The organism is Suipraeoptans intestinalis (assembly GCF_034091795.1).
In the GTDB taxonomy this organism is placed as follows: Bacteria; Bacillota; Clostridia; order Lachnospirales; family Lachnospiraceae; genus Suipraeoptans; species Suipraeoptans intestinalis.
Window position 1 is genome coordinate 73,239 of the sequence record NZ_JAXFXH010000002.1, and the last position, 22,492, is coordinate 95,730.

Annotated in this window: 23 protein-coding genes, 2 tRNA genes and 1 pseudogene; 12 read left to right on the forward strand and 14 right to left on the reverse strand. The window is 49.7% G+C overall.

What is annotated here, in order from left to right:
* Positions 1–260: 260 nt before the first annotated feature.
* Both SOW26_RS00440 and SOW26_RS00445 read right to left on the reverse strand, forming a co-directional pair.
* Positions 261–334: transfer RNA gene (locus SOW26_RS00440), tRNA-Pro, on the reverse strand.
* 7 nt (positions 335–341) lie between these two features.
* A tRNA-Gln gene (locus tag SOW26_RS00445) sits at positions 342–412 on the reverse strand.
* Positions 413–736: 324 nt separating this feature from the next.
* Between SOW26_RS00445 and SOW26_RS00450 the strand changes: the two genes are divergently transcribed.
* On the forward strand, positions 737–1,213 hold the full coding sequence (locus SOW26_RS00450; protein ID WP_276960077.1) for a methylated-DNA--[protein]-cysteine S-methyltransferase: 477 nt from the start codon (positions 737–739) through the stop codon (positions 1,211–1,213).
* Positions 1,214–1,251: 38 nt separating this feature from the next.
* Here SOW26_RS00450 and SOW26_RS00455 read toward each other — a convergent pair whose 3' ends face one another.
* Positions 1,252–2,397: a cation diffusion facilitator family transporter gene (locus SOW26_RS00455; protein ID WP_276960076.1), complete on the reverse strand. Its 1,146-nt coding sequence runs from the start codon at positions 2,395–2,397 to the stop codon at positions 1,252–1,254.
* Between the two features lie 17 nt (positions 2,398–2,414).
* Positions 2,415–2,951, reverse strand: a complete 537-nt coding sequence (locus SOW26_RS00460; RefSeq protein WP_320651694.1) for a flavin reductase family protein — start codon at positions 2,949–2,951, stop codon at positions 2,415–2,417.
* A gap of 200 nt (positions 2,952–3,151) precedes the next feature.
* Here SOW26_RS00460 and SOW26_RS00465 point away from each other — a divergent pair, with 200 nt between their 5' ends.
* From SOW26_RS00465 to hisIE, 9 genes are all read left to right on the forward strand, one after another.
* Positions 3,152–4,102, forward strand: a complete 951-nt coding sequence (locus tag SOW26_RS00465) for an ATP phosphoribosyltransferase regulatory subunit (RefSeq protein WP_276960074.1) — start codon at positions 3,152–3,154, stop codon at positions 4,100–4,102.
* A 147-nt stretch (positions 4,103–4,249) separates the two neighbouring features.
* Positions 4,250–4,891 carry an ATP phosphoribosyltransferase gene (gene hisG / locus SOW26_RS00470; RefSeq protein ID WP_276960073.1) on the forward strand — a complete coding sequence of 214 codons (642 nt, stop codon included), beginning with the start codon at positions 4,250–4,252 and terminating at the stop codon, positions 4,889–4,891.
* Positions 4,888–6,183 carry a histidinol dehydrogenase gene (gene hisD, locus SOW26_RS00475; protein WP_320651695.1) on the forward strand — a complete coding sequence of 432 codons (1,296 nt, stop codon included), beginning with the start codon at positions 4,888–4,890 and terminating at the stop codon, positions 6,181–6,183. Before hisG ends, hisD begins: the two co-directional genes overlap by 4 nt.
* Positions 6,176–7,249 (forward strand): histidinol-phosphate transaminase, encoded by a 1,074-nt coding sequence (hisC, locus tag SOW26_RS00480; RefSeq protein ID WP_276960071.1) that lies wholly within the window; start codon positions 6,176–6,178, stop codon positions 7,247–7,249. The genes hisD and hisC overlap by 8 nt, the downstream gene beginning before the upstream one ends.
* Positions 7,246–7,836 carry an imidazoleglycerol-phosphate dehydratase HisB gene (gene hisB / locus SOW26_RS00485; protein ID WP_276960070.1) on the forward strand — a complete coding sequence of 197 codons (591 nt, stop codon included), beginning with the start codon at positions 7,246–7,248 and terminating at the stop codon, positions 7,834–7,836. The genes hisC and hisB overlap by 4 nt, the downstream gene beginning before the upstream one ends.
* The gene (gene hisH / locus SOW26_RS00490; protein ID WP_276960069.1) at positions 7,833–8,447 is read left to right on the forward strand and encodes an imidazole glycerol phosphate synthase subunit HisH; all 615 of its coding nucleotides are present in this window, start codon (positions 7,833–7,835) and stop codon (positions 8,445–8,447) included. The genes hisB and hisH overlap by 4 nt, the downstream gene beginning before the upstream one ends.
* Before the next feature lie 2 nt (positions 8,448–8,449).
* Positions 8,450–9,163, forward strand: a complete 714-nt coding sequence (gene hisA / locus SOW26_RS00495) for a 1-(5-phosphoribosyl)-5-[(5-phosphoribosylamino)methylideneamino]imidazole-4-carboxamide isomerase (protein WP_154477789.1) — start codon at positions 8,450–8,452, stop codon at positions 9,161–9,163.
* The gene (gene hisF, locus SOW26_RS00500; RefSeq protein ID WP_320651696.1) at positions 9,160–9,918 is read left to right on the forward strand and encodes an imidazole glycerol phosphate synthase subunit HisF; all 759 of its coding nucleotides are present in this window, start codon (positions 9,160–9,162) and stop codon (positions 9,916–9,918) included. Before hisA ends, hisF begins: the two co-directional genes overlap by 4 nt.
* 54 nt (positions 9,919–9,972) lie before the next feature.
* Positions 9,973–10,626, forward strand: coding sequence for a bifunctional phosphoribosyl-AMP cyclohydrolase/phosphoribosyl-ATP diphosphatase HisIE (gene hisIE / locus SOW26_RS00505; RefSeq protein WP_320651697.1), 654 nt, complete (start codon positions 9,973–9,975; stop codon positions 10,624–10,626).
* 145 nt (positions 10,627–10,771) lie between these two features.
* On the opposite strand, the gene SOW26_RS00510 is transcribed toward hisIE, so the two are convergent.
* Positions 10,772–11,479, reverse strand: a complete 708-nt coding sequence (locus SOW26_RS00510) for a helix-turn-helix domain-containing protein (protein ID WP_154477783.1) — start codon at positions 11,477–11,479, stop codon at positions 10,772–10,774.
* 258 nt (positions 11,480–11,737) lie between these two features.
* Here SOW26_RS00510 and SOW26_RS00515 point away from each other — a divergent pair.
* A pseudogene (locus SOW26_RS00515) lies at positions 11,738–12,907 on the forward strand (APC family permease); the annotation flags it as partial.
* A gap of 21 nt (positions 12,908–12,928) precedes the next feature.
* A complete protein-coding gene (locus SOW26_RS00520; protein WP_320651698.1) occupies positions 12,929–14,194 on the forward strand; it encodes an L-cysteine desulfidase family protein in 1,266 nt (421 codons plus the stop codon).
* Positions 14,195–14,361: 167 nt separating this feature from the next.
* Here the strand turns inward: SOW26_RS00520 and SOW26_RS00525 are convergent, their stop codons facing one another.
* From SOW26_RS00525 to SOW26_RS00565, 9 genes are all read right to left on the reverse strand, one after another.
* Complete coding sequence (locus tag SOW26_RS00525; RefSeq protein ID WP_154477775.1) at positions 14,362–14,913, reverse strand: TlpA family protein disulfide reductase; 552 nt, start codon at positions 14,911–14,913, stop codon at positions 14,362–14,364.
* Between the two features lie 103 nt (positions 14,914–15,016).
* Positions 15,017–15,943, reverse strand: coding sequence for a 4Fe-4S binding protein (locus tag SOW26_RS00530; protein WP_154477773.1), 927 nt, complete (start codon positions 15,941–15,943; stop codon positions 15,017–15,019).
* Positions 15,944–16,066 (reverse strand): CD1871A family CXXC motif-containing protein, encoded by a 123-nt coding sequence (locus tag SOW26_RS00535; RefSeq protein ID WP_206671433.1) that lies wholly within the window; start codon positions 16,064–16,066, stop codon positions 15,944–15,946.
* Positions 16,067–16,274: 208 nt separating this feature from the next.
* Positions 16,275–17,450, reverse strand: coding sequence for a sensor histidine kinase (locus SOW26_RS00540; protein WP_154477769.1), 1,176 nt, complete (start codon positions 17,448–17,450; stop codon positions 16,275–16,277).
* Positions 17,437–18,111: a response regulator transcription factor gene (locus tag SOW26_RS00545; protein ID WP_154477767.1), complete on the reverse strand. Its 675-nt coding sequence runs from the start codon at positions 18,109–18,111 to the stop codon at positions 17,437–17,439. The genes SOW26_RS00540 and SOW26_RS00545 overlap by 14 nt, the downstream gene beginning before the upstream one ends.
* Before the next feature lie 165 nt (positions 18,112–18,276).
* Positions 18,277–19,113 carry a permease prefix domain 1-containing protein gene (locus tag SOW26_RS00550; RefSeq protein ID WP_154477765.1) on the reverse strand — a complete coding sequence of 279 codons (837 nt, stop codon included), beginning with the start codon at positions 19,111–19,113 and terminating at the stop codon, positions 18,277–18,279.
* A 4-nt stretch (positions 19,114–19,117) separates the two neighbouring features.
* On the reverse strand, positions 19,118–19,459 hold the full coding sequence (locus SOW26_RS00555) for a PadR family transcriptional regulator (protein ID WP_235899376.1): 342 nt from the start codon (positions 19,457–19,459) through the stop codon (positions 19,118–19,120).
* A 135-nt stretch (positions 19,460–19,594) separates the two neighbouring features.
* Positions 19,595–20,632: a YeiH family protein gene (locus SOW26_RS00560; protein WP_154477763.1), complete on the reverse strand. Its 1,038-nt coding sequence runs from the start codon at positions 20,630–20,632 to the stop codon at positions 19,595–19,597.
* A gap of 201 nt (positions 20,633–20,833) precedes the next feature.
* The gene (locus SOW26_RS00565; RefSeq protein WP_154477761.1) at positions 20,834–22,474 is read right to left on the reverse strand and encodes a Na/Pi cotransporter family protein; all 1,641 of its coding nucleotides are present in this window, start codon (positions 22,472–22,474) and stop codon (positions 20,834–20,836) included.
* Between the last annotated feature and the right edge of the window lie 18 nt (positions 22,475–22,492).

Consider the following 22,492-nt stretch of genomic DNA (forward strand, 5'->3'; position numbering starts at 1 on the left):
TCTCTTCTTTCACCTCTTCAAGGTCAATTTCTCACTCTATCTCCTCTTCTGACTCCCATTGTGCTATTCCTATTCGTACAGGAATATGGAAACCCAATTAATCTAGAAGCCTTCGTCAGACATCTCAAAAAACTAATTACGAGAATTAACATATCTGTGGCTTTTCATTCGTTTTTAGTCAGGACCACCGGCTAAGCCGGTGGTCCTGACTTTGTCTGTGACACAACAAAAACCCTTGTAAATACAAGGGTTTTTTGTAATCGGAGTGACGTGATTCGAACACGCGACCTCTACGTCCCGAACGTAGCGCTCTACCAAGCTGAGCCACACTCCGATGGTAACTACGGATAGAGGACTTGAACCTCTACTAACAGAGTCAGAGTCTGCTGTGCTGCCATTACACCAATCCGCATCGTTTACCACGAACATTAACATTATATCAAACCTCTGAAAAAAAGCAAGAGAAATTTTTATTTATTTCCATTTATTTGACACAAAAATATCAACAGCCGATTTTCCCTCTCTATTTTCAAAATCTGATCCCGCCTTCTATCTGCAATTTGAGGGCCTTCACTCCCCTGACATTCCCTCTACTTTCATCCACTTTCAGACTCTATCGCTTTTTCTGAAAGTCATTGCTCCTAAACCGGATCCATTGTATAATAGCGCAAACACTATGACCTCAAAATCATTTGGAGCATGACAATCCATTGTTTACAGAAAGGAGCGCGCGTTTATGGAAAGCTTTGCAGTTTACGCATTCCCTTTTGGATTTTTAAAAATAGGATACAGGGAGGAAGTGGTTCTTTTTCTGGAAACACTGGAGCACTCAGACCACCCGGGGCAAAAAACCGCTTTTACGGAAAAAGTTTTCCGGGAAATCACAGAATATCTGGAGGGTAAACGAAAATCCTTTACCTTTGCTTACGAATTGCGGGGAACCGAATTTCAAAAACGGGTCTGGAGGGCACTGACGGAAATCCCCTACGGAGAAACACGAAGCTACAAGGAAATCGCCATCGCCATCGGAAACGAAAAGGCTTCCAGGGCAGTTGGTCTCGCCAACAATAAAAACCCTGTTGCCATCGTGGTTCCCTGCCATCGCGTAATCGGGTCAAATGGAAAACTGGTGGGCTATGCAGGCGGGCTTCCTATGAAACAGGCACTGCTGCAGTTAGAGCAGGTGCACAGCAGAAAAAACACACCCTCCTAAAAAAGAGGCCGCTGCACAGTTTGTGAGAATCTCTGCATTTATATATCCGAAGTATCTACATCTGCCGTGATCCGGATAGTGTAATCGGGATACTCCGTTCTCAGTTCTTTCTCCAGGATCTCTATCCCTTCCTGATGCCGGATGTCAAAGCTTAACACCACGTCAAATCGCATGTCTTTTTCTTTCAGATCCATGTAAAATCCGTGCAGCTGCAGTACCCAGTCGTGAGACAGCACGATGTTTTGTACCTTGTTTCGGATCCTGGAGGGTTCATTCTCCCGCGTATTGTAGGAATAGACTCCCACTCCGGTAAGGATCACTCCTGTCTGAGCATACACTCGCTCCTGCAGTTTTCTGGTCAGGACATCCACCTGTTCCACCTGCATGTTATCCGGCAGCTCCAGATGGACGGAAGCATAATTCTTGTTGGGTCCGTAATTGTTCAGGATCAGGTCATAAGCCCCCATCACTTCTTTTTCTTCTGTCAGGATCTGCTTGATCCGCTCTGTCATCTCCGGATCCGGCCTCTGGCCCAAAATCTCTCCCAATGTTTCCCACAGCATTTCAAAACCGGATTTTATAATTATGGCGGCGATGACCACTCCTACATAAGCCTCCAGGGAAACCTGGCAGACCATGTAAATGATGGCAGAAACAAGCACAGAAGCAGAAAGGACTGCGTCAAACAGGGCATCTGCACCGGAGGCTACAAGAGCCTGGGATTTTACTTTCTCTCCCTGTTTTTTTACATACCTGCCCAACAGTAGCTTTCCCAGGATCGCAGCTCCGATAATGATCAGAGACGTCATGGAATAGCTTGCCTGCTCCGGATGCAGGATCTTTTTGACGGATTCTGCCAGCGCAGTAACTCCCGCATAAAGGACGATCAGCGCAACGATCATGGCGCTTAGATATTCGATCCTTCCATAGCCCAGCGGATGCTTCTTATCCGGTGCCTTTCCCGCCAGCTTCGTCCCTGTGATAGTGATCACGGAAGACAGTGCGTCTGACAAGTTATTGACAGCGTCCAGCACCACAGCGATAGAATGTGACAAAAGCCCTACTCCCGCTTTAAAGCCTGCCAGCAAAAGATTGGCCGCGATCCCTACTGCGCTTGTCCGGATAATGATCCTGTCTCTTTCTTTTCGTTCCGTTTCCTGATGCTCCCCGTTTTTTCTCTCCATCTTTTCCTGATGCTCCTTTATTCTATGATATATGCCTTCACGATCTCTCCATAATAGGCCGTGTGAAAATCTCTGTTTGATCCGTGGAAGGAGGAATCCACATCCTGTGGATAAAAGGTCTCGATCTCTTCCGGGCGGATGGCATGGCGATCCTGCTCCTGTTTATAGATCACCTTACATTCCAGGGTCAGCGGCAGCTCCCGGATCCCCGGAACAGAAATCTTTTCCGCCTCTTCCAGCGTCAGTCCCAGTTCCTTTATTTTGTCTGTATCATATCCCGACTTCGTACCACAAACCCCGATGATCTTCCGGTCATACTCTCCCAGAGGAATATTGATGGTAAATTCTCCGTTTTCGTCCAACTGCCTCTTGGTAAATCGGCCTTCCCGCACAAAGGTAGTAAAGATCGGTTTGTTCCATTCGATTCCCAGGGTTCCCCAGGAGATCGCCATCGTATTGACTCTTCCTCCCGCCTTCGTGGTCAGTAGTACCCCGTTTTTTACTCCTGTCAAAATCTCATTTGCATACGAAACTACGTCTATTTCTCTTTTCATCCGTCATCCTCCTGCCGTTTTGTTTTTCTCGGTTTCTGCCCCGTTTTCCTGGCTTCTATTCCTAATTATAATCCTTTTTTTCAGAATGGCAACCGGGACTGCTTCTGAAAAACTGTTTTAGAAGCGTACTTTCTGTTGACTTTATCTTTGTAACGTGATATCATGCTACCTAATTAAAATTATGGAAAGGGGGAGTCACCGTGGACTACGAGTTGCTTTTGGATCATACAGAGCGCATCCTGCTGACGCTGCGCTCCTACTATCTGGAACAGGGGTATTCCAGATACCGCATGGAAACGTTTGAAGAATATGATCTGTACCGTCAGCACAAAGACTTTTTAATTTCAGACCAGATCATCAGCTTCACCGATCTGGATGGGACGTTGATGGCTCTGACGCCTGATGTAACACTGTCGGTTATCCGCCACACTCCCTTATCCTCTGATTCTCTGCAAAAGCTGTTCTACAGCGAAACCGTCTATCGTGGGCTTCCGGGAAGCACGCATTTTCAAGGGATCCCTCAGACAGGACTGGAATGTCTCGGCAGGATCGATACGGATTGTATCGGAGAGGTTTTGATGCTTGCAGCCAAAAGCCTTAGCGCCTGCCAGAGACCTTTCATCCTGACGATTTCCCATTTAGCGCTGCTTTCTGCCGCCTTGCGGCAGATCACGGAGGAGGATGCCATTCTGACCGCCCTGCTAAAATGCACCAGAGAAAAAAACTGTCATGGAATTGAGGAAATCTGCCGGAGCCATCAGATCCCCTGTCAGTACGCTAAGCCCCTGCAGGAATTGATCGCCACCTTTGGTCCTCCTTCCGTCGTGCTTCCCAGACTGGCTCCTTTGGCCAAGCATCTGGGCGCCTATGACAGCCTGTTGGAACTGCAGGAGTCTATCCATGCCGGATTTGGGAAGGACTCCGCCCGGGAACAGTTCTTTCTTTCCCGACTCCAGATTGATTTCTCCGTAATCGGAGATACCAACTACTACAACGGGGTTCTGTTTAAGGGATTTTTGGAGGGAATTCCCGAAAGCGTCCTGTCCGGCGGAAGGTATGATCATCTTGTGCAAAAGCTGGGGCGGACAGAGGGAGCCATCGGGTTTGCACTTTATCTGAATAAACTAAGAGGCGAAACCTGCACGCCCTGACCGGCAGCCGCCTGTGCCTGTTTTCTAAAGGAACACTCCACCGTTGAAGTATCCGCAGTTTCCGGCGGCGGCAACCTGTTTTTTGAAACATACTGTCTGCAACTTTGCATTTTTTCATATCTGCAAGAATGGAAGGAGGTCAACATCTTGGATTCTCTGTTAAATATTGCCCTTCCCAAGGGACGGCTGGGTCGGATCGTCTATAAACAATTTGAACAGGCCGGTTTTCCCTGTCCCGGTATCCTGGAGGATAACCGCACTCTGGTCTTTGAATATCCTCCGGCCAAAGTCCGGTACTTCTGGGCAAAGCCTTCCGATGTCGCCACCTATGTCTCCCGGGGCAGTGCAGATATCGGAGTCGCCGGAAAAGATATCCTGCTGGAATATGAGCCTGCCGTCTATGAACTTCTCGACCTTGGCATCGGTGCCTGCCGCATGGCAGTAGCCGCTCCCACAGGATTTTTAGACGACGGCTCCCGCCCGCTTCGGGTGGCAACCAAATTTGCCAACATTGCCGCCGGCTACTATGCTTCCCGGCGCCGGGACATTGATATCATCCGCCTGAACGGCTCCATTGAGATCGCTCCTCTTCTGGGGCTGTCTGACGTGATCGTAGACATTGTAGAAACCGGAAAAACCCTGAAAGAAAACCGGTTGGAGGTTATAGATACCCTCCTTCCCATCAGTGCGAGGCTGATCGCCAATCAGGCGGCCTTCCAGTTTAAATACCAGCAGATCCAAAAGATCGTACAGCAACTTTCCCTGCAAAAAAAGGAGGAACACCTATGATCCCTGTTATTTCCTATCCTGATGCCGCTACCTTGGACGCCCTGTTCTCTGCATCCCGTCTGTCCCCTGAAAATCGTGCGATTTCCGATTCTGTTTCCCGGATCCTTGGGGACATCCGCCAGTTCGGCGAGGAAGCGCTTCTTTCCTATACGGAACAGTTGGACGGCGTTCGCCTCTCCCGTCTGGAGGTCACAGAAGAAGAGATCAATTCTGCCTTGGATCAGATAGATTCCGATTTTCTGCAGGTATTGAAAACATCTGCCGCTCAGATCCGCTCCTTCCACAGTCACCAAAAGCGGAACGGGTTTTCCTTCTCTCCCGGAAAAGGGATCCTTCTGGGGCAGATGGTTACCCCTTTGGACCGGGTAGGGATCTATGTCCCGGGCGGAACGGCCGCCTATCCCTCCACCGTACTGATGAACGCCATTCCGGCAAAGATCGCCGGATGCCGGGAGATCTTTATGGCTACGCCTCCTTCTCCAAACGGGCAGATTTCTCCGGAGATCCTGGCCGCCGCCCGCCTGGCAGGTGTTACTCGGATCTTCAAGGCAGGAGGCGCTCAGGCCATTGGCGCCTTCGCTTACGGAACCGCTTCCATTCCCGCCGTAGATAAAATCACGGGCCCCGGAAACGCCTATGTGGCAGAAGCGAAAAGACAGGTATTTGGCCTGGTTGCCATTGATATGATCGCAGGTCCCAGTGAGATCCTGATAATTTCCGACGGACACAGCTCTCCCAGGCATCTGGCTGCCGATCTTCTTTCCCAGGCAGAACACGACAAAATGGCCCGGGCAGTGCTGATTACCACCTCTTCTCAACTGGCTTTACAGGTGCAGCAGTCTCTGGAGGAACAGCTCTTATGTCTTCCAAGGCTAGAGATTGCCAGGGCTTCCCTAAAGCAGCGTGGCTGCATCCTGGTGGTGAACGATCTGCCCGCTGCCATTCAGATTGCCAATCAAATGGCTCCGGAGCACCTGGAACTGTGTGTGGATTCCCCCTTTGATCACCTGCCGGATATCCGCCATGCCGGATCCATCTTCCTGGGGCGCCACTGTCCGGAAGCTCTGGGAGATTATCTGGCAGGTCCCAATCACACGCTCCCCACCGGCGGGACTGCCCGGTTTTTTAGCCCTCTGTCGGTGGATGATTTTGTAAAGACCAGCCAGTACACCTATTACACCAGGGAAGCCTTTTTACAGGCAGCGCCGTCTGTGGCAGCTTTTGCCCGGAAAGAGGGACTGGAGGCTCACGGGCGAAGCGCCCTGATCCGGAAGGAGGAAGCTTATGAGTAGATTTTTTACCTCCCGCTATCGTCACCTGACGCCTTACCAGCCGGGAGAACAACCCTGTTTTAACAGTTTCCTGAAACTAAATACCAATGAATCTCCCTTCCCTCCCACTCCACAGGTGCAGGAGGCAGCGAGAGAAGCCGCCGGAAAGCTGCACCTGTATTCCGACCCGGAATGCACCGCCTTAAGGCAGGCTCTGGCCACAACCTATCGGCTTTCCCCCCGGCAGCTTTTGTGCGGCAATGGATCGGATGAATTGTTGTATCTGGCTTTTCTGGCTTTTTGCGGTGAAGCCTGTCCTGCCGTGTTTCCTGATATTACTTACGGGTTCTACTCCGTATTTGCAGAAATGACCCGGGTTCCTTTTCGTACCATTCCCTTGCTACCGGATTTTTCCATCGACCTGTTTCATCAAGATCTGGATCAGGGAACCATTTTCCTGGCCAATCCCAATGCCCCCACCGGTCTTTGGATCCCGCCGGAGCAGCTCCGGGCATTTCTGGAGCGTCACTCCCGTCAGCTGGTGGTCGTGGACGAAGCTTATGTTGATTTTGCCGGGGAAAGCGCCCTCGGTCTTCTGGAACAGCACGCCAACCTCCTGGTCATACAGACGTTTTCCAAATCCCGCTCTCTTGCAGGCGGGCGTCTGGGATTTTGCGCAGCGCACCCGGACATCATCGCAGATCTGAACACCCTGCGGAACTCTCTCAATCCTTACAACGTCAACCGGATGACCATGGCCGCCGGGATCGCCTCGCTTTCCGATCCCGTGTCCTTTTCCCGAAACTGCCAACGCATCTGCCAGATCCGAGAAGCCTGCCGTCACGCTTTGGAAAAACTTGGATTTACCGTTACCGCGTCCAAAGCCAATTTTCTTTTTGCTTCCCACCCCGCTGTTTCCGGGAAGAAATTGTATCAGCAGCTAAAGGCTCAGGGAATTTTGGTCCGGCATTTTGACCAGCCCCGTATTTCCTCCTATATTCGGATCACCATCGGTACACAGCCTCAAATGGATCGGCTTCTGGACGCTTTGGAAACGATCCTTCTTACAAGAAAGGAGTCTTTATGAGAACCTGTCAGATCAAACGCACTACTACGGAAACTCAGATCCGGCTTCGTCTGAACCTGGACGGGGACGGCTCCTCCTCCATTGATTCCGGCTGCGGCTTTTTGGATCATATGCTGACTCTGTTTGCCAAACACAGCCGGATCTTTCTGGAGCTTTCCTGCAAAGGGGATACTCAGGTGGACGATCATCATACGGTAGAGGATATCGGGATCGTGCTGGGAAGCGCATTTTCCCAGGCTCTGGGAGATCGGCGCGGCATCCTGCGATACGGACACGCCATCCTTCCCATGGACGAAGCCCTGCTCCTGTCTGCCGTTGATCTGGACGGACGGGGACATCTTACCTGCGCTCTGGAAATCCCCACGGAAAAAGTAGGAACCTTTGACACCCAATTGGTGGAGGAATTCTGGCTTGCTTTCGTCCGCCACGCAGGCTGCTCCCTCCACATCCGCCAGCTTTCCGGAACCAATTCCCATCACATTATTGAGGGAGCCTTTAAATCTGTCGCCAGATCCCTGCGGACTGCCGTCCGGATAGATACGGCCTTTCCACAGGATCTGCCGTCCACGAAAGGGGTGTTGTCATGATCGCCATTTTGGATTACGGAGTGGGAAACCTGTTTTCTCTGCAAAGCTCTCTGGATTCTATCGGGGAAGCCTCCATCATCACCAGGGATCCCCGGCAGATCCACCAGGCAGACCGTCTGATCCTTCCGGGAGTCGGCGCTTTCTGTGATGCCATCGGCCAGTTAAAGCACTTTGGGCTGGATCAGGTCATCCGGCAGGAAACAGCTTCCGGCAAACCCCTTTTGGGAATCTGTCTTGGCATGCAGCTTCTGTTTCAGACCAGCATGGAAAACGGGATCCACCAGGGATTGGGATTGATTCCCGGCACAGTACGCCCCCTCTTCCCTGTAGTGCCTTCTTCCTGCAAGATTCCCCACATCGGCTGGAATCAGCTTCATCAGACGCGAAGCTCCGCCCTGTTCTCCCGGATTCTCCAGGATTCCTTCGTATATTTCGTTCATTCCTACTATGCCGCCGACTGCTCTGATTTTGTGATCGCTACTACCGATTATGGAATTCCTCTGACTGCCGCCGTTGCCTGCGGCTGCGTGTACGGCTGTCAGTTCCACCCGGAAAAAAGCGGCGCTGTAGGACTTGAGATCCTAAAAACATTTTGTCAGGAGGTAGACTGAGCATGTATATATTTCCAGCCATTGACCTTTATGAAAATCAGGCGGTGCGTCTTTATCAGGGTGACTACAGCCAAATGGACCGGTACAGCAAGGATCCTGTCGCCCTGGCCGGCCACTTTGTCCAACTGGGCGCCTCCCATCTCCACCTGGTAGATCTTATGGGCGCCAGATCCGGAACCTGCCCCCATCTGCCTCTGATCTGCCGGATCAAGGAACAGACCCGGGCCTTCTGTCAGGTAGGGGGCGGCATCCGCTCCATGGAAGTGATCGAGCAGTATCTTTCTGCCGGGCTGGACCGGGTGATCCTGGGAACTTCGGCAGTCACAGATCCTCAGCTTTTGAAAAGCGCCGTAGCTCGCTACAAAGACCGGATCGCCGTGGGAGTTGATATCCGGGACGGACAGGTAGCCGTGTCCGGCTGGAAGGCCTCCTCCCAAAGAACCACGGAGGAATTTTGCCGGGAACTGACGGATCTTGGAGTCCGTACCGTCATCTGTACCGACATTTCCCGGGACGGAGCCTTGCAGGGGCCTTCCTTCTTCCTGTACCGGCGTCTTTCTTCTCTGTTCCCGCTGCAGATCATCGCATCCGGCGGCGTTTCTTCTGTTGCTGACCTGCAGAAGCTGGCAGAACTGAACCTTTCCGGCGCCATTGTGGGAAAGGCATACTATACCGGCGCCATAGATTTGCAACATGCTTTGGAGGTGATTCGATGATCACAAAACGTATCATTCCCTGTCTGGATGTAAAAGACGGACGGGTGGTAAAGGGGGTAAATTTTGCCGGACTGTCTGACGTGGCTTCTCCCGTAGCGCTGGCCAAAGCTTACAGCCTGGCAGGCGCCGACGAACTGGTCTTTTATGATATCACCGCTTCCTCGGAACAGCGCCGTCTGTTTACGGACGTCCTCCGCCAGACAGCCCGTCAGGTCTTTATTCCGTTGACGGTAGGCGGCGGCATCCAGAGCCTGGAGGATTTTGATCGTGTCCTTCACTGCGGCGCCGACAAGGTCAGTGTAAATTCCGGCGCATTAAAGCGTCCTTCCCTCATCTCGGAGGCCGCCAAAAAATATGGAAGTCAGTGTGTGGTTCTGTCGGTAGATATCAAGCTTCTGGATGGCACCTACTACGTTTATGCCAAAGGCGGCCGGGAATATACGGGATTGGAAGCCCTCTCCTGGATCCGCCAGGGGGTGGCGGCCGGCGCCGGAGAGGTGGTGGTCAATTCTATCGACACGGACGGCGTGAAGCGTGGCTTTGATCTGGAGCTATTGTCTCTCGTGTCTTCTCAGGTGGACGTACCGGTCATCGCTTCCGGAGGAGCCGGTCACATTCAGGATTTTTTGAAATTGTTCCGGACTCTTCCCAAGGTGGACGCCGGACTTGCCGCCTCCATCTTCCATTTTGGAGAAGTGGCTATCCCCGATCTGAAACAGGCCATGGCAAAGAACGGGATCCCCGTTCGCCTGTAGATCGGATCTTTTACCCCCAAATATCTTCCTCTGCTCACGGAAAGGAGTGTTTTTATGATCGATAGTTCCACCCTGCAATTTGATGAGAAGGGCTTGATCCCTGCCATCGTCTGCGACGTAGCAACCGGCCAGGTACTGACTCTGGCTTACATGAACCGAGAAAGCCTGCAGATCTCTCTTGCGACAAAGCGCACCTGCTTCTGGAGCCGTTCCCGTCAGGAGCTTTGGCTAAAAGGAGAAACCAGCGGAAATTACCAGCATATTGTTTCCATCACAGCCGACTGTGACAGGGACGCTCTGCTGATCATGGTACGCCCCTGCGGCCCTGCCTGCCACCGGGGTACTTTCTCCTGCTTTGGAGATCCTTCTCCTGCAGACGAGGAAGGCCTTGATTCTTTTTCTCCCGGACAGCTTCTGCAGCTCATTGCCGAAAGGAAGCTCTCTCCCAAGGAAGGCTCTTATACCACTTATCTGTTTGAAAAGGGTCTGGATAAGATTCTGAAAAAAATCGGGGAGGAATGTACAGAGGTGATCATTGCCGCCAAGGCGGAGGATAAGAAAGAAACCATTTATGAAATCGCCGATCTGTATTATCACACCATGGTACTGATGGCAGAAGCCTGCATTTCTTTGGAAGACATCCACCGGGAGCTGGCCTCCCGTCATGTGATCGATCACAAGATCAAACAGGAAAAAATGACAAATTGACACTTTCTTTTTTCCGGGAGCGTTTTTCGCGTCCTGCATCGACTCTCCGCCAATTGGAATCGTCGCAGGATGTTGACAGACGCTCCCTTCCATTCGCTTACGCCTCCTGGCGTATCGAAAAAACAGCTTTGTTGCCGCATATGGATTACAGAACGGTAAACATATTGTAGAGCTTTAGGAGCCGGATATCCTCTTTGGATATTTTCAGCGTGGCGACGAGTTCCTCATCTTCCTTCAGCCGCTCTCGCGAAACCAGCATTTTTGTCGAAACCGGCATCATCGGTCGTGAAGACAGACCGGTCCACATTCCCCATTTGTATTTGAAATCAAGGGAGGCCGCAAGAATCTGTATCGTTCCCTTTTCAAGGAAAAGATGCTGATTTGTAAGCTGAATGATAGAAAGCGCGTCGTAATGCTCTATCGTTCCGGAGTATGTGTTCTCACATATGGGATAATGCTTGTAATCATCAAAGTTCATGTACATCATCACCCTCTGCATGTTTGTCCCGTCTGAGGGCATCACGTCAAAAACCATTCTGAGGATGGAGTTATTCCTGCCGTCATACCAGTATCCGTAGAATTGGGAGAGGTTCCGGAAAAACGGCGGGATCTTCTGATCGCCCAAAACCCTGTCATGACTTCTCTTCATGTACAGAAGCTGGTCTATATTTGCATCGAGCGCCGCCGCAATATCATAAAGTGTATTGATGTCTATCGATATCTCGCCCTTCTCATATTTCGACACCGTTGCCTTGCTCTTGTAGATTCGCTCTGCAAGATCATCCAGTGTCATCTTTTGCTTTTTTCTGAACGTTCTGATTTTATTACCGATTTCCTTACTTGCCTCATTCATGGTATGCCTTCCTAATCATAAGTGAATCTTGCGTCTCGCTAACGGTTTCATAAAAGTTTCATAAAAATTTCATAAAAATTGACTGCGGTCTAAATTGTTCATATTTTAGAACAATTTTCTTTATCATACAGTAAAACGCGGGTTTTTGTCAATTCTAACGATATTTCTTTAAAAAAAATCTATTTTGGCGACACATGGCATATTTGGAACGCTGGCGTCTTTTATGCTACTCTCAAGTAGTAAAAGTATGTAAGAACAGCATTCGGCGACAACACCGGTCTCTATGTAGGTATCACAAGATTCGTATCTGCAAGTATCGCATGGGGCGTAATGGCGACAGGCGCGGTCGGAACTGCCTTCCAGATACTGGGATATCAGAGCGATGCGATTACTTTCGGAATGAGGACGATCGGATTTATCGTTCTCATGGTAGTTCTCTTTATCATCAATGTCCTGGGAACAAAGATTTTCGAGTGGGTATCAAACCTCTCAACGATTGGTAAGTGTGTTGCACTCGTATTTGCAATTCTTGCAGGTATCGTAATCGCAGTGAAGACCGGAAACCACATGGGCGAGATAACTGCACTGGTAAATGACGCCGGAGAAAAGGTAGTTCCTCCGATGACGACCGCGGGATTCGTAACTGCCCTCGTAGCTGCCTTCTATGCATTCACGGGATTTGAAAGTGTAGCTTCCGGAGCCGGTGATATGGAAAAGCCTGAGAAGAATCTTCCCAGAGCCATTCCTGTCGCTATCGGAATCGTAGCTGCGATTTACTTCGGTATCATCCTGACAGCCATGCTGATCGATCCCGTCGCTATGGTCACAAGCTCGTCAGTGGTAGTGCTTGCCGACGTATTCAAGAGTACGGTTATCAGAAATGTCATCGTCATAGGTGCGTTCGTATCGATGTTTGGAATCAACGTCGCATCGTCCTTCCATACACCGAGGCTTCTCGAAGCCATGGCTCTGAGAAAGCAGGTGCCGGATGTTTTCGCCAAGAGAAACAGCAAGGACATTCCTGTAAACGCATTCATCATCACTGTGCTTTTCGCCATCGTAATTCCTATGGCTTTCTCGTATGACATGAAAGGTATCATGATCATTTCGACGATCGCACGTTTCGTACAGTTTGTACTGGTACCTGTCGCTGTCATCATGTTCTTCTATGGCAAGACGAAGAATCCCACCCTTGAAGGCGCCAAGAAGAATTTCGCAACAGATGTGGTAGTATCGGTGATCTCTCTGATACTCACCGCGCTCCTTCTGTTCAAATTCGACTGGAAGGGAAGCTTCTCTACCACAGCTGAAACAGGAACGTCCCTGAACATGTTTGCAATCGTAGCTATGCTCATAGGATACGTAATCATCCCTGTTCTCGTATACTTCTACGCTAAGGCTCACACCGACAAAAAGATTGCACAGTAACTATATTACGGAGATATAAAAATGGATAAAACAGTATATAACGCATTTGTGGAATTACTCGGTTCCGAACTTCGGCTGGCTATGGGCTGCACGGAACCAATAGCGGTGGCTTATGCCGCCGCGAAGGCAAGGGAAGTCCTTGGGCAGTTCCCGGAAAGAATAGAGATGTATTGCAGCGGGAACATCATAAAAAATGTAAAAGCCGTCACAGTGCCTAATTCCGGCGGCAGAAGAGGTCTCGAAGTCGCATCGATTCTCGGCGCGGCTTTCGGGGATGCCTCCCTGGAGCTTGAGGTAATCAGCAGGGTGAAGGATGAAGAAATAGCGCGGCTTCAAAAGCTGCTTGACAAGGACATCTGTCACTGCCATCTTGAGACGGGAAAGGACAACCTGTATATCCGGACGGAGGTATTTCATGGCGCCGACAGTGCTCTTGTAGAAATCGCGGAAAAACACACCTACATCACACGGATAGAGAAGAACGGGGAACGGATACTGTCTCAGGAACCGCTCCATCTTCTTAAAAGTGATATGTCCTTTCTGAATCTTAAGGACATATACACCTTTTCAAAGGAAGTCGATCTTAAAGACATCGATAATCTGATCGTCAGACAAATCGACTGCAATAGGAATATTGCAGAGGAAGGGATAGAGAAGCCTTACGGTTCACAGATCGGGAGAAGATATCTCGGTATGTATGGAGATTCAGATTATCGCTTCAAGGCGATTGCATACGCGGCTGCCGGAAGTGATGCGAGGATGAATGGCTGTGCTCTGCCGGTCGTGATAAACTCCGGATCCGGAAATCAGAGCATAACTATGAGCGTTCCTATCATCCTGTATGCGAGGGAAAAAGGAATAGCACACGAGGAGATGATACGTGGACTTGTATTTGCGGACCTCGTTGCGCTCCTCCAAAAGAAATACATCGGAGATCTCTCCGCCTACTGTGGAGCTACCTGCGCAGGATGTGCGGCGGTAGCCGGCATAGCCTTTATCGAAGGCAGAGATCTTAAGGTCATAGGAGAGACTATCGTAAACGCAATTTCAACAATAGGCGGAATGGTGTGCGACGGAGCAAAATCCTCCTGCGCCGCTAAAATTGCCATGTCACTCTCTACCAGCTTCCTGGCATATGATATGGCCTTGAACGGACTCAGCTTCAAAGCCGGGGAAGGACTGGTGGTGGACGACATTGAAGAGAGCATCGCCAGGATCGGAAGGATGGGACGCGAAGGAATGCGTTCAACCGATGAGGAAATCCTTAACATGATGCTCGGATATTAAAGGCGCAAAGAATGTAGGACACCTAAATCTGCATAGCACGGCCGGCAAACAAAAAAGCTCTTCCTTCTGAAAAGAACAGTCTGTTCTGTCTTTCAGAAAGAAGAGCTTTTGTTTCGGGGTTTTATCAATATCCCTCTTCCGGCTTCCTTCCGGTTTTACTTCCGTCTCTATTTCGCCTGATTGATGGCTTCCTCGATCCGTTCGCTCAGCACCTTTTCCTGGGATTCGTCATTCAATGCACCTACAATCGGTTTTCCTACGATCTTTCCGTTTTTATCCACTACCAGCGTTGTGGGGAATGCCATGATGGAACCTTTCAGCTTCTCCATCTCTTCTCCCTCTTTGATCTTCAGATTCGGGAAGGTCACATTACTGGACTTTAAGATTTTCATCACTTCTTTGTCTACTTCTTCTTTTCCTGCATCGGTACAGATTCCCACCATCTTTACGTTCTTTTCTGCCAGCTTCTGGCTCATTTTTTCCAGATCCGGCATCTCCTCGATACAGGACTGGCAGCCGGTAAACCAGAAATTCACCACTGTGGCTGCATTCTCCTTAAACATTGCTTCCGTATACTGCTGCCCTGCAAAATCCTCTGCCTTGAAAGTCGGAAATTCCTTCCCGGCCGCGGCCTCTTTGCTTCCACATGCCGCCAAAGACATCACCAGTATCACACCTGCCGCTACGCCTACTAATCTTTTCAACAATCCATTTTTCATCTTTTTTACCTCTCTTTTTTTGTTGTTACAGCTTTTTTCTGTTTTTCCATACCACCGAAGCCTTCCCCCCGGCTTCTTTTCTTTTTTCTTTGGAACAAGTTCCTTATCCCTGTGTTTTCTGTGATCCGCATGATTTCTTCTGCTTACAGCCGGAACATCTGGACAATGATGTGGAAATTGCCCCGGTAGGACACGCTTCTATACACTTTCCACATCGGATACATTCCAGTGCATCCTGATGTTTGGACATATCCACATCCATTTTACAGGTTCTCTTACATTTTCCGCAGTGAATACAAAGAGATTCATCCACGTGGTACTGGTAGAGGGACACCTTATTAAACAGAGAATAAAACGCTCCCAGAGGACAGATCCATTTACAGAACGGCCGATACAGGAATACCGACAAAATCGTAAATGCCAACAGGATGATCAATTTCCAGGTAAACAGCTTTCCAAGAGTCGCCCGTATGGCAGGATCTACGATAGACAGCGGGATGCCTCCCTCCAAAATCCCCTGTGGGCAGATATACTTACAGAAATAGGGATCTGACCCTCCTACTTTATTGACGATAAGTACGCCCAACAACCACACAGCTACCACCATGATGATATATTTCAGATATCTGAGAAACTTCAGCTTCTCGGTACTGAATTTTTTGGTCGGGATCTTATGAAGCAGATCCTGAAACCATCCAAAGGGGCAAAAGAACCCACAGATCAATCTCCCCACCAGGGCTCCAAACAGGATCAGGATTCCTGTGATGTAGTAGGAAAACCGGAACTTGGAGCTTCCTACCACTGCCTGAAAGGAACCGATGGGACAGGCTCCCGTCGCTCCCGGGCAGGAGTAACAGTTCAGTCCCGGAACACAGACCTGCTTTGCGCCTCCGGTATAAATAGTCCCCTTAAAGAAATTCCATACATGGATATTTGTCAGCAACGTGGCAATCCCCTGTACGATCCCTCTTCTGTTTCGCAATGCCGCAAAATAATTTTTTTCTTTCAACCAGTCAAATACTCTTCCCATTTATCCAATCCCCACGCATTCTAAACAAATTCTGACTGCCTTTGAAAAGACAGTTTCCACCTCTCCGCGATAGGCCCCGTATACAATGAAGAAGATTCCTATCGCCAGCACTGCTGCACTCATCCATTTTCTCGTTTTTACTCTCAATGACGTCACCTCCTGACGGTATCATAACACTTGGGGTATAAAGTTTCTGTTAAGAACCTAAATGTTTTTTCGTTTATAAGTACTTATGCCCTGTAAACGAAAAAATATCCCTTCACACTTTCCACAGGATCGTCCGTCTGAAGGGATATTTTTTCGGATATGGTCTTGGATATCCGCTGTCGTTCTATTTGTCTTTTCCTACTTCCGATCCGTTTCCGGTTTTGGGCAGACACACCTCAAACACACTGCCCCGGGGAAGATTGTCCGCGAGAGAAATAGTTCCTCCCAGCCGGCCCACAATATGCCGCACCAGCGCCAGACCGATTCCGTAGCCTCCCGTTTCCCTGTTTCTGGATTCATCCACCCGGTAAAACAGATCAAACACATGAGGCTTGTCCTCTTCCCTGATGCCTACTCCTGTGTCGGCAATCCGGATCTTTACCCGGTCCGGCAGATCTTCCGTGCTTACCTGCACATTTCCACCCTCCCTGTTATATTTGATTCCATTCTCCACCAGATTAAACAACACTCTTTCTATCAGTTGTTCATCCGTATGCGCTACTACATTGTCTCCCTCCAGGGAAAGCGCCACCTCTTTTTCCGCCGCCATATCCTCCAGGTCAAAGAGGATCTCATCCAGGATCTCCCTCAGATTCACCTCCTGCGTTCTCACTTCTTGCTTTTGGCTCAGCATCATGATTCCTTCCACCATATCGGACAGCCGTGCAATATTTTTCTGCATGGAATCTACGAACCGGCGGATTTCTTCCGGATCCTCTGTTTTCTTTTTCTTAAAGACGTCGATCTTGGCAGACAGAATAGCCAGAGGCGTCCGTACCTCGTGAGCCACATTGACACTGAATTTTTTCTGTCTTTCATAGCTTTCGTAGATCTCGCTGAAAGCTCCGTCTAGGACTCTGGACAACTCCTGGATCTCCATCCCTCCATTTTCGATCAGCACCTTGTTTTTTACATAGCTGGCCTGCTCCATATCAATCTCAGACACTTCGTCCGCCAGCTGTTTCAGCGGCTTCATCATCCGTGTGATCACCACATAAAAGATGGTTCCTCCCAAAAAAATGACCGCTAAAAAGATGAAAGAGGAATAGATCAGAAACTCGCTCTGGGGAGCTGCCTCCTCTGCCTGTATCACTAAAAATGTCCCGTCCCCGGACTCCTTCTCCACTTCTTCCAGATTCATTTCCAGTTGCGTGGCGATCTTGTCCATGATATGTCCCTGATAGATCCCAATGCAAAAATACAGGATCCCCGTCATGGCAAGAAAGATAACGATGACCGTCAGGATCAGCTTAAATACAATGGTCTTTCTCGTTTTTTTTGCAAAATCACTGATCTTCATCTATCATATATCCTTTCCCGATCACATTTTCGATCAAATTCTGCCCTGTGGCCGTTTTTATTTTTTTCCGCAGAGACGCCATATGTACCCGGACGGTGTTGCTGAAGCTGTCCACCTCATCTCCCCACACATGCTCCAGGATCTCATACTGCGTTACATGCGATCCCATATTCAGAAGCAGGTATTCCAGGATCCCCAGCTCTTTTTTTGTCAGCTTCAATTCTTCCTCTCCCACATACGCCCTCCTTTTTAATGTGTCGAATGAAAGGGCTCCGCAGCATAGAACCGCCTCTGTCTGGATTGCTTTTCTCCTTAGCAAGGACCGTATCCTGGCTTCCAGCTCCGCAAAATAGAAGGGCTTGACCATGTAGTCGTTGGCTCCAAAATCCAGTCCCTTCACCCGGTCGCTGACATCCGAACGCGCTGTCAGCAGGATGATATTCAACGTCTTATTGTATTCCCTTACCTTTTTCAGCACCTCAAATCCATCCATTCCCGGAAGATTAATGTCCAGGATCATCAGGTCATAGCTTTCCGTGTAGCAAAGCTCTTCTCCGTCCCTCCCATTGTCCGCAGTATCCACCACATAGCCGGACAGCCTGAGGCCTTCTGCAATGCTTTCCAATAACTGTACTTCGTCTTCTACGACTAAAATCTTCATGATACCCTCTCTTTTCTGGCAGTAACCTGCTTTTTTCCCCGCTTCTTTTCGGATCCCCCTTGACCGGATCCGGGAAGGCGCCTCCACCTTCCCGGCAAAACTACTTATCTTCCTTCTTTTTAAAGATAGCATTAACCCTCGAAAATTTCCACTGTTTCTATTGCCTTATCTGCACGCAGTTCTTTCTGTCGGGGCTGTCCGTCCCGGCAGGATCTGTTTGTCTCTGGAAAGAGGCTCCACCAGAATCTTAAATCCGTCGATCCCCACAGCGACCACCTCTGTTCCGGCGGAAATCTCCTCTTTTGCAACGACCTTGGTCTTTTTTCCTGCAAATTCCGCATAGCCCCCGAATCCCAGGGGAGTCAACGTCTTCCCCTGACAAAACAGATACGCCTGTTCTTTCCGGATACGGCTTCTCTCCACCTGGCTGCGGATCCCTATATGAAATGCAATGGTGATCAAAACGACAACTGCTGTCTGCAGGGGCGGCAATACCCATACGGATATGGCAATTGATACGATGATCGCACCATTGGCATTGGATCCTCCCGACTGGGACCGTCCGTACCAGAAAGGCATATCGTGATACTTCTCCAAGGCAGAGATACCCATGGCATAGAGGTACAAAACGATTCCCAAAACCCATAAAACTCCCTGTATCCTCTCTGGTGCAAATGCTGTCGTTCCGTCCGTATTGGTTGTCAGAAGCTCCAGTAGCTGTGGCATCACGCTTCTGATAAGGGTTGTAAATATCAAGATCCCCAGGATCTGTCCCCACTCCAGCACCGGCTTATGTACCTGGTTAAACAGATCGCTGATCTCCCCGGGATCTCCCATGCTGTCTGCCGCCAGCTCTTTGGCTTCTTCCTCCGAATATCCCTGTGCCATAAAATCTGCCGCACTGTCTTCCAGGTGATCTGTTAGCTCCCGCCGGATCGCCTGCCGGCAGGATCTGTTTTGAACCCTTCCACAGATCTTATCTAAACATATTTGCTCATTCATCTTTTCATCCCTCCATTACCAGATCCACCGCATGGTGAAAAGTATGCCACATTTCCTCTTTTTCTTTTACAAATACCCTTCCCACCGGCGTAATAGAATAATAGATCCTGGTCTTTCCCTCTGTTTCTTTCTCATAAGACGTCAGAAGCTTTTTTTTCTTCAGAGAATGAAGCAGAGGGTACAGCGTTCCTGCCTTTAACTCAAATACATTCTCCGAACGGTCCCGCAGCGTGCGGATCATCTCATATCCGTACATCTCCCGCTCTGACAAAAGCTTCAGGACAAGCATCGCCATGCTTCCGGAAAGCATGCTCTTATCGATCATCTGTTTTTCTGTTTTCTTCATGATATCCGCCTCCTTATATATATGATCTATATATTGATTATCTACATAATAAATCCTAAAAAAGGAAATGTCAAGAAGTCTCCTGCATTCCCTTTGTACAGCACTATGTATTACATGTCCTGCCGCCTTCTTTCCCTACCAGATTCCCATGACCGACTGCATCAGAAGACTTACTGCTGTGATCCCGCCCCAGCAGGCGGCTCCCAGAAGAATAGGCTTTCCTCCACTTTTTACCAGCTTGATCAGATTGCTGTTGAGGCCGATGGCCGCCATTGCCATGATGATAAAAAATTTAGACAGATCCTTGAGCGGCGTAAAAATCTCCGATGGAATGCCCGCCTGCACCGCTACCGTTGTGATCGCTGCCGCCAGGATGAAGTACAGGATAAACATGGGAAATGCCTTGCGCAAACGGAACCCGCCTGCACAGGTTCCATCTTTTTCCCTCTGCTTCGCACGGACAAAACTTAACAGCAACGTGATGGGAATGATGGCCAGCGTTCTCGTCAGCTTCACCAGAACGGCCTTATCCAGAGTTTCGCTTCCCAGCTTCCACATACTGTCCCAGGTGGAGGCAGCTGCCGTCACAGAGGAGGTGTCATTGACTGCCGTACCTGCAAAGATCCCGAAGGCATTGCCGCCTGTCGTGTCAAATCCCACTGCCACTCCCAGCATCGGAAACAAAACCGCCGCCAATACATTAAAGAAAAAGATAACAGAGATCGCCTGCGCCACTTCGTCGTCCTCCGCCCCAATGACCGGCGCCGTAGCGGCAATAGCGGATCCTCCGCAAATAGAAGATCCTACTCCGATCAACGTAGAAATATTTCCGGGGATCCTAAGTGTTTTATGCAGGATCCACGCCAGGAACAAAGAGGTACTGATGGTGCATATGATAATAGGCAGAGACTGTTTTCCCGTTTCCAAAACAACGCCCAGGTTCATGCCAAATCCAAGAAGGACCACTGCCGCCTGCAGCACAAATTTGGAGGTGAAACGAATCCCCGCCTCCGCTTTCCCCTTGTCATTCCATACCAATGCCAGAAGCATCCCCAGTAAAATAGCAAAGACTGCGCCTCCCACGACGGGAAACTGCTTCCCCAAAAGCCAGGACAAAACTGCTATCACAAAGCAGGTCAGCATCCCCGGTCCGTTTTTCTTGATGCGATCCATTTCAACCCTCTCCTTTTCTTTCTCTTTCTGATTTTCTTTTTAACCCTTTTGATTTTTTTGCAGAGCGCTTATCTCGCACACTGCCTTCCCTGGATTTTCCCATGTACTTCCCTTGGATCCAGACGAAAAAAGAAGCAGCCTTTTGCCAGACATTTCTGTGCTGCACTGCTTCTTTCTGATTCTGTTTTTCTGATGAAAGATCTATGCGATCCCTTCCAATACTTCCTCCGCAATATTTCTTGCGTGATCGGAAATACGCTCCAGGCAGACTAATGCGTCCAAAAAGACGATTCCTGCCTCTGCCTCGCACTGATTGTTGGCCAGACGTTTGATATGCCTGGTACGAAGCTGTACCTCCAGCGCATCTGCCTGGGTTTCTTTTTCCACCACCCGCAGCGCCCTGTCCTTGTCATTTTCCTGAAACGCCTTGTAAGCATAGAGATAGCTGTCCACACAGACCTCTGTCATCTCCTGCAGCTGCTCTCTTCCTGTGTCGGAAAAGCTGAGCTTCCTTTCCATGATCGTTTCTGCAAACTCAGAAATGTTTTCACAATAGTCGCTGACCCGTTCCATATCCGATACGATCTGCAGCAAATGTGAGATCTCCTGGTGCTCCTTTTCACTGATCTGCAGAGAACTCAGCTTGATGGCATAGTCGGTGATTCCGGCGCAAAGGCGATCCACCGTTTTTTCTTCCTCCCGCAAAAAGCGGATATCCTGTTCCTTCGGTGCAAACAGTACATTCTTGGCCACAAGCAGGGACTCCTCCACGATCTTTCCCATGCGGTCGATCTCTTTGACCGTTGCCTGCAGTGCGATGCTGGGCGTTTCCAGAACACGTTCGTCCAAAAGCACCGTGCTCTTTTCCTGCTCCCCTTCTTTGACTCTGCCCAGTTTCTTTGCCAGGCGGATGATCCAGTTGGAGGCCGGGAACAGCAGAACAGTCGTACCAATATTGAAGATGGTATGTACCAAACTGATCTGTGTCTGGGTGATCACACCCGTTCCTGCCGCCACATTGATCAGCTTAAAGTATACGATAGCTACCACTGAAAAAATGATCGTCCCTATGATATTGAACAACAGGTGCATCAGCGCCGCCGTCTTTGCCGTCCGTTTTGCTCCCAGACTGGCAAGAATCGCGGTGATACAGGTACCAATATTCTGTCCCATGATGATGTAGATGGCCGCGCTGAAAGGAACCAGTCCTGCTGCCGCAAGACTCTGCAGGATTCCCACGGAAGCTGAAGAGCTCTGGATGATCGCTGTCACGACCGTTCCTGTGAGGATTCCTAAAAACGGATTATTGCCCAGTGTTACAAACAGGCTGCGGAATCCTTCGGACTCCCTTAGCGGATCTACGGCTGCGGACATGGTAGAGATTCCGATAAACAGCAGACCGAATCCGATGATGATGCTGGCTACTTCCTTGGAAGATCGTCTCTTCCCTGTCAGCATGATGACCACGCCGATCATCAGCGCTACCGGCGCCAGCGTGGAAGGACTCAGTACTTTTGCCCATTCCACGGAAGATACCAGCCACCCGGTTACGGTGGTTCCGATGTTGGCGCCCATGATCACTCCCATTGCCTGGGTCAGATTCATGATTCCTGCATTGACAAATCCGACCACCATAACGGTCGTAGCAGAAGAGCTTTGGATCACTGCCGTGATGGCCGCCCCCAAAAGGACCCCCATCAGCTTGTTTTTCGTCAAAGCCTCCAGCAAGGATTTCATCCGGTTGCCCGCTGCATTTTCCAGCCCCTGTGCCATGATCTGCATCCCGTAAATGAACATCCCCAGTCCCCCGGCAAAGGGTACGATGATACTCAAATAATTCATTCCTTTTTTCCTCCTTCA

Excerpts from the sequence above, each read along its gene's own strand:
- SOW26_RS00550 (WP_154477765.1), bottom strand. The coding sequence starts at position 19,113 with ATGAATGAGCAAATATGTTTAGATAAGATCTGTGGAAGGGTTCAAAAC.
- SOW26_RS00565 (WP_154477761.1), bottom strand. The coding sequence starts at position 22,474 with ATGAATTATTTGAGTATCATCGTACCCTTTGCCGGGGGACTGGGGATG.
- SOW26_RS00525 (WP_154477775.1), bottom strand. The coding sequence starts at position 14,913 with ATGAAAAATGGATTGTTGAAAAGATTAGTAGGCGTAGCGGCAGGTGTG.
- SOW26_RS00530 (WP_154477773.1), bottom strand. The coding sequence starts at position 15,943 with ATGGGAAGAGTATTTGACTGGTTGAAAGAAAAAAATTATTTTGCGGCA.
- hisH (WP_276960069.1), top strand. The coding sequence starts at position 7,833 with ATGATCGCCATTTTGGATTACGGAGTGGGAAACCTGTTTTCTCTGCAA.
- SOW26_RS00555 (WP_235899376.1), bottom strand. The coding sequence starts at position 19,459 with ATGAAGAAAACAGAAAAACAGATGATCGATAAGAGCATGCTTTCCGGA.
- hisB (WP_276960070.1), top strand. The coding sequence starts at position 7,246 with ATGAGAACCTGTCAGATCAAACGCACTACTACGGAAACTCAGATCCGG.
- SOW26_RS00560 (WP_154477763.1), bottom strand. The coding sequence starts at position 20,632 with ATGGATCGCATCAAGAAAAACGGACCGGGGATGCTGACCTGCTTTGTG.
- SOW26_RS00545 (WP_154477767.1), bottom strand. The coding sequence starts at position 18,111 with ATGAAGATTTTAGTCGTAGAAGACGAAGTACAGTTATTGGAAAGCATT.
- hisD (WP_320651695.1), top strand. The coding sequence starts at position 4,888 with ATGATCCCTGTTATTTCCTATCCTGATGCCGCTACCTTGGACGCCCTG.
- SOW26_RS00520 (WP_320651698.1), top strand. The coding sequence starts at position 12,929 with ATGGATAAAACAGTATATAACGCATTTGTGGAATTACTCGGTTCCGAA.
- SOW26_RS00455 (WP_276960076.1), bottom strand. The coding sequence starts at position 2,397 with ATGGAGAGAAAAAACGGGGAGCATCAGGAAACGGAACGAAAAGAAAGA.
- SOW26_RS00535 (WP_206671433.1), bottom strand. The coding sequence starts at position 16,066 with ATGAGTGCAGCAGTGCTGGCGATAGGAATCTTCTTCATTGTATACGGG.
- SOW26_RS00510 (WP_154477783.1), bottom strand. The coding sequence starts at position 11,479 with ATGAATGAGGCAAGTAAGGAAATCGGTAATAAAATCAGAACGTTCAGA.
- SOW26_RS00450 (WP_276960077.1), top strand. The coding sequence starts at position 737 with ATGGAAAGCTTTGCAGTTTACGCATTCCCTTTTGGATTTTTAAAAATA.
- hisF (WP_320651696.1), top strand. The coding sequence starts at position 9,160 with ATGATCACAAAACGTATCATTCCCTGTCTGGATGTAAAAGACGGACGG.
- hisA (WP_154477789.1), top strand. The coding sequence starts at position 8,450 with ATGTATATATTTCCAGCCATTGACCTTTATGAAAATCAGGCGGTGCGT.
- SOW26_RS00460 (WP_320651694.1), bottom strand. The coding sequence starts at position 2,951 with ATGAAAAGAGAAATAGACGTAGTTTCGTATGCAAATGAGATTTTGACA.
- hisIE (WP_320651697.1), top strand. The coding sequence starts at position 9,973 with ATGATCGATAGTTCCACCCTGCAATTTGATGAGAAGGGCTTGATCCCT.
- SOW26_RS00540 (WP_154477769.1), bottom strand. The coding sequence starts at position 17,450 with ATGAAGATCAGTGATTTTGCAAAAAAAACGAGAAAGACCATTGTATTT.
- hisC (WP_276960071.1), top strand. The coding sequence starts at position 6,176 with ATGAGTAGATTTTTTACCTCCCGCTATCGTCACCTGACGCCTTACCAG.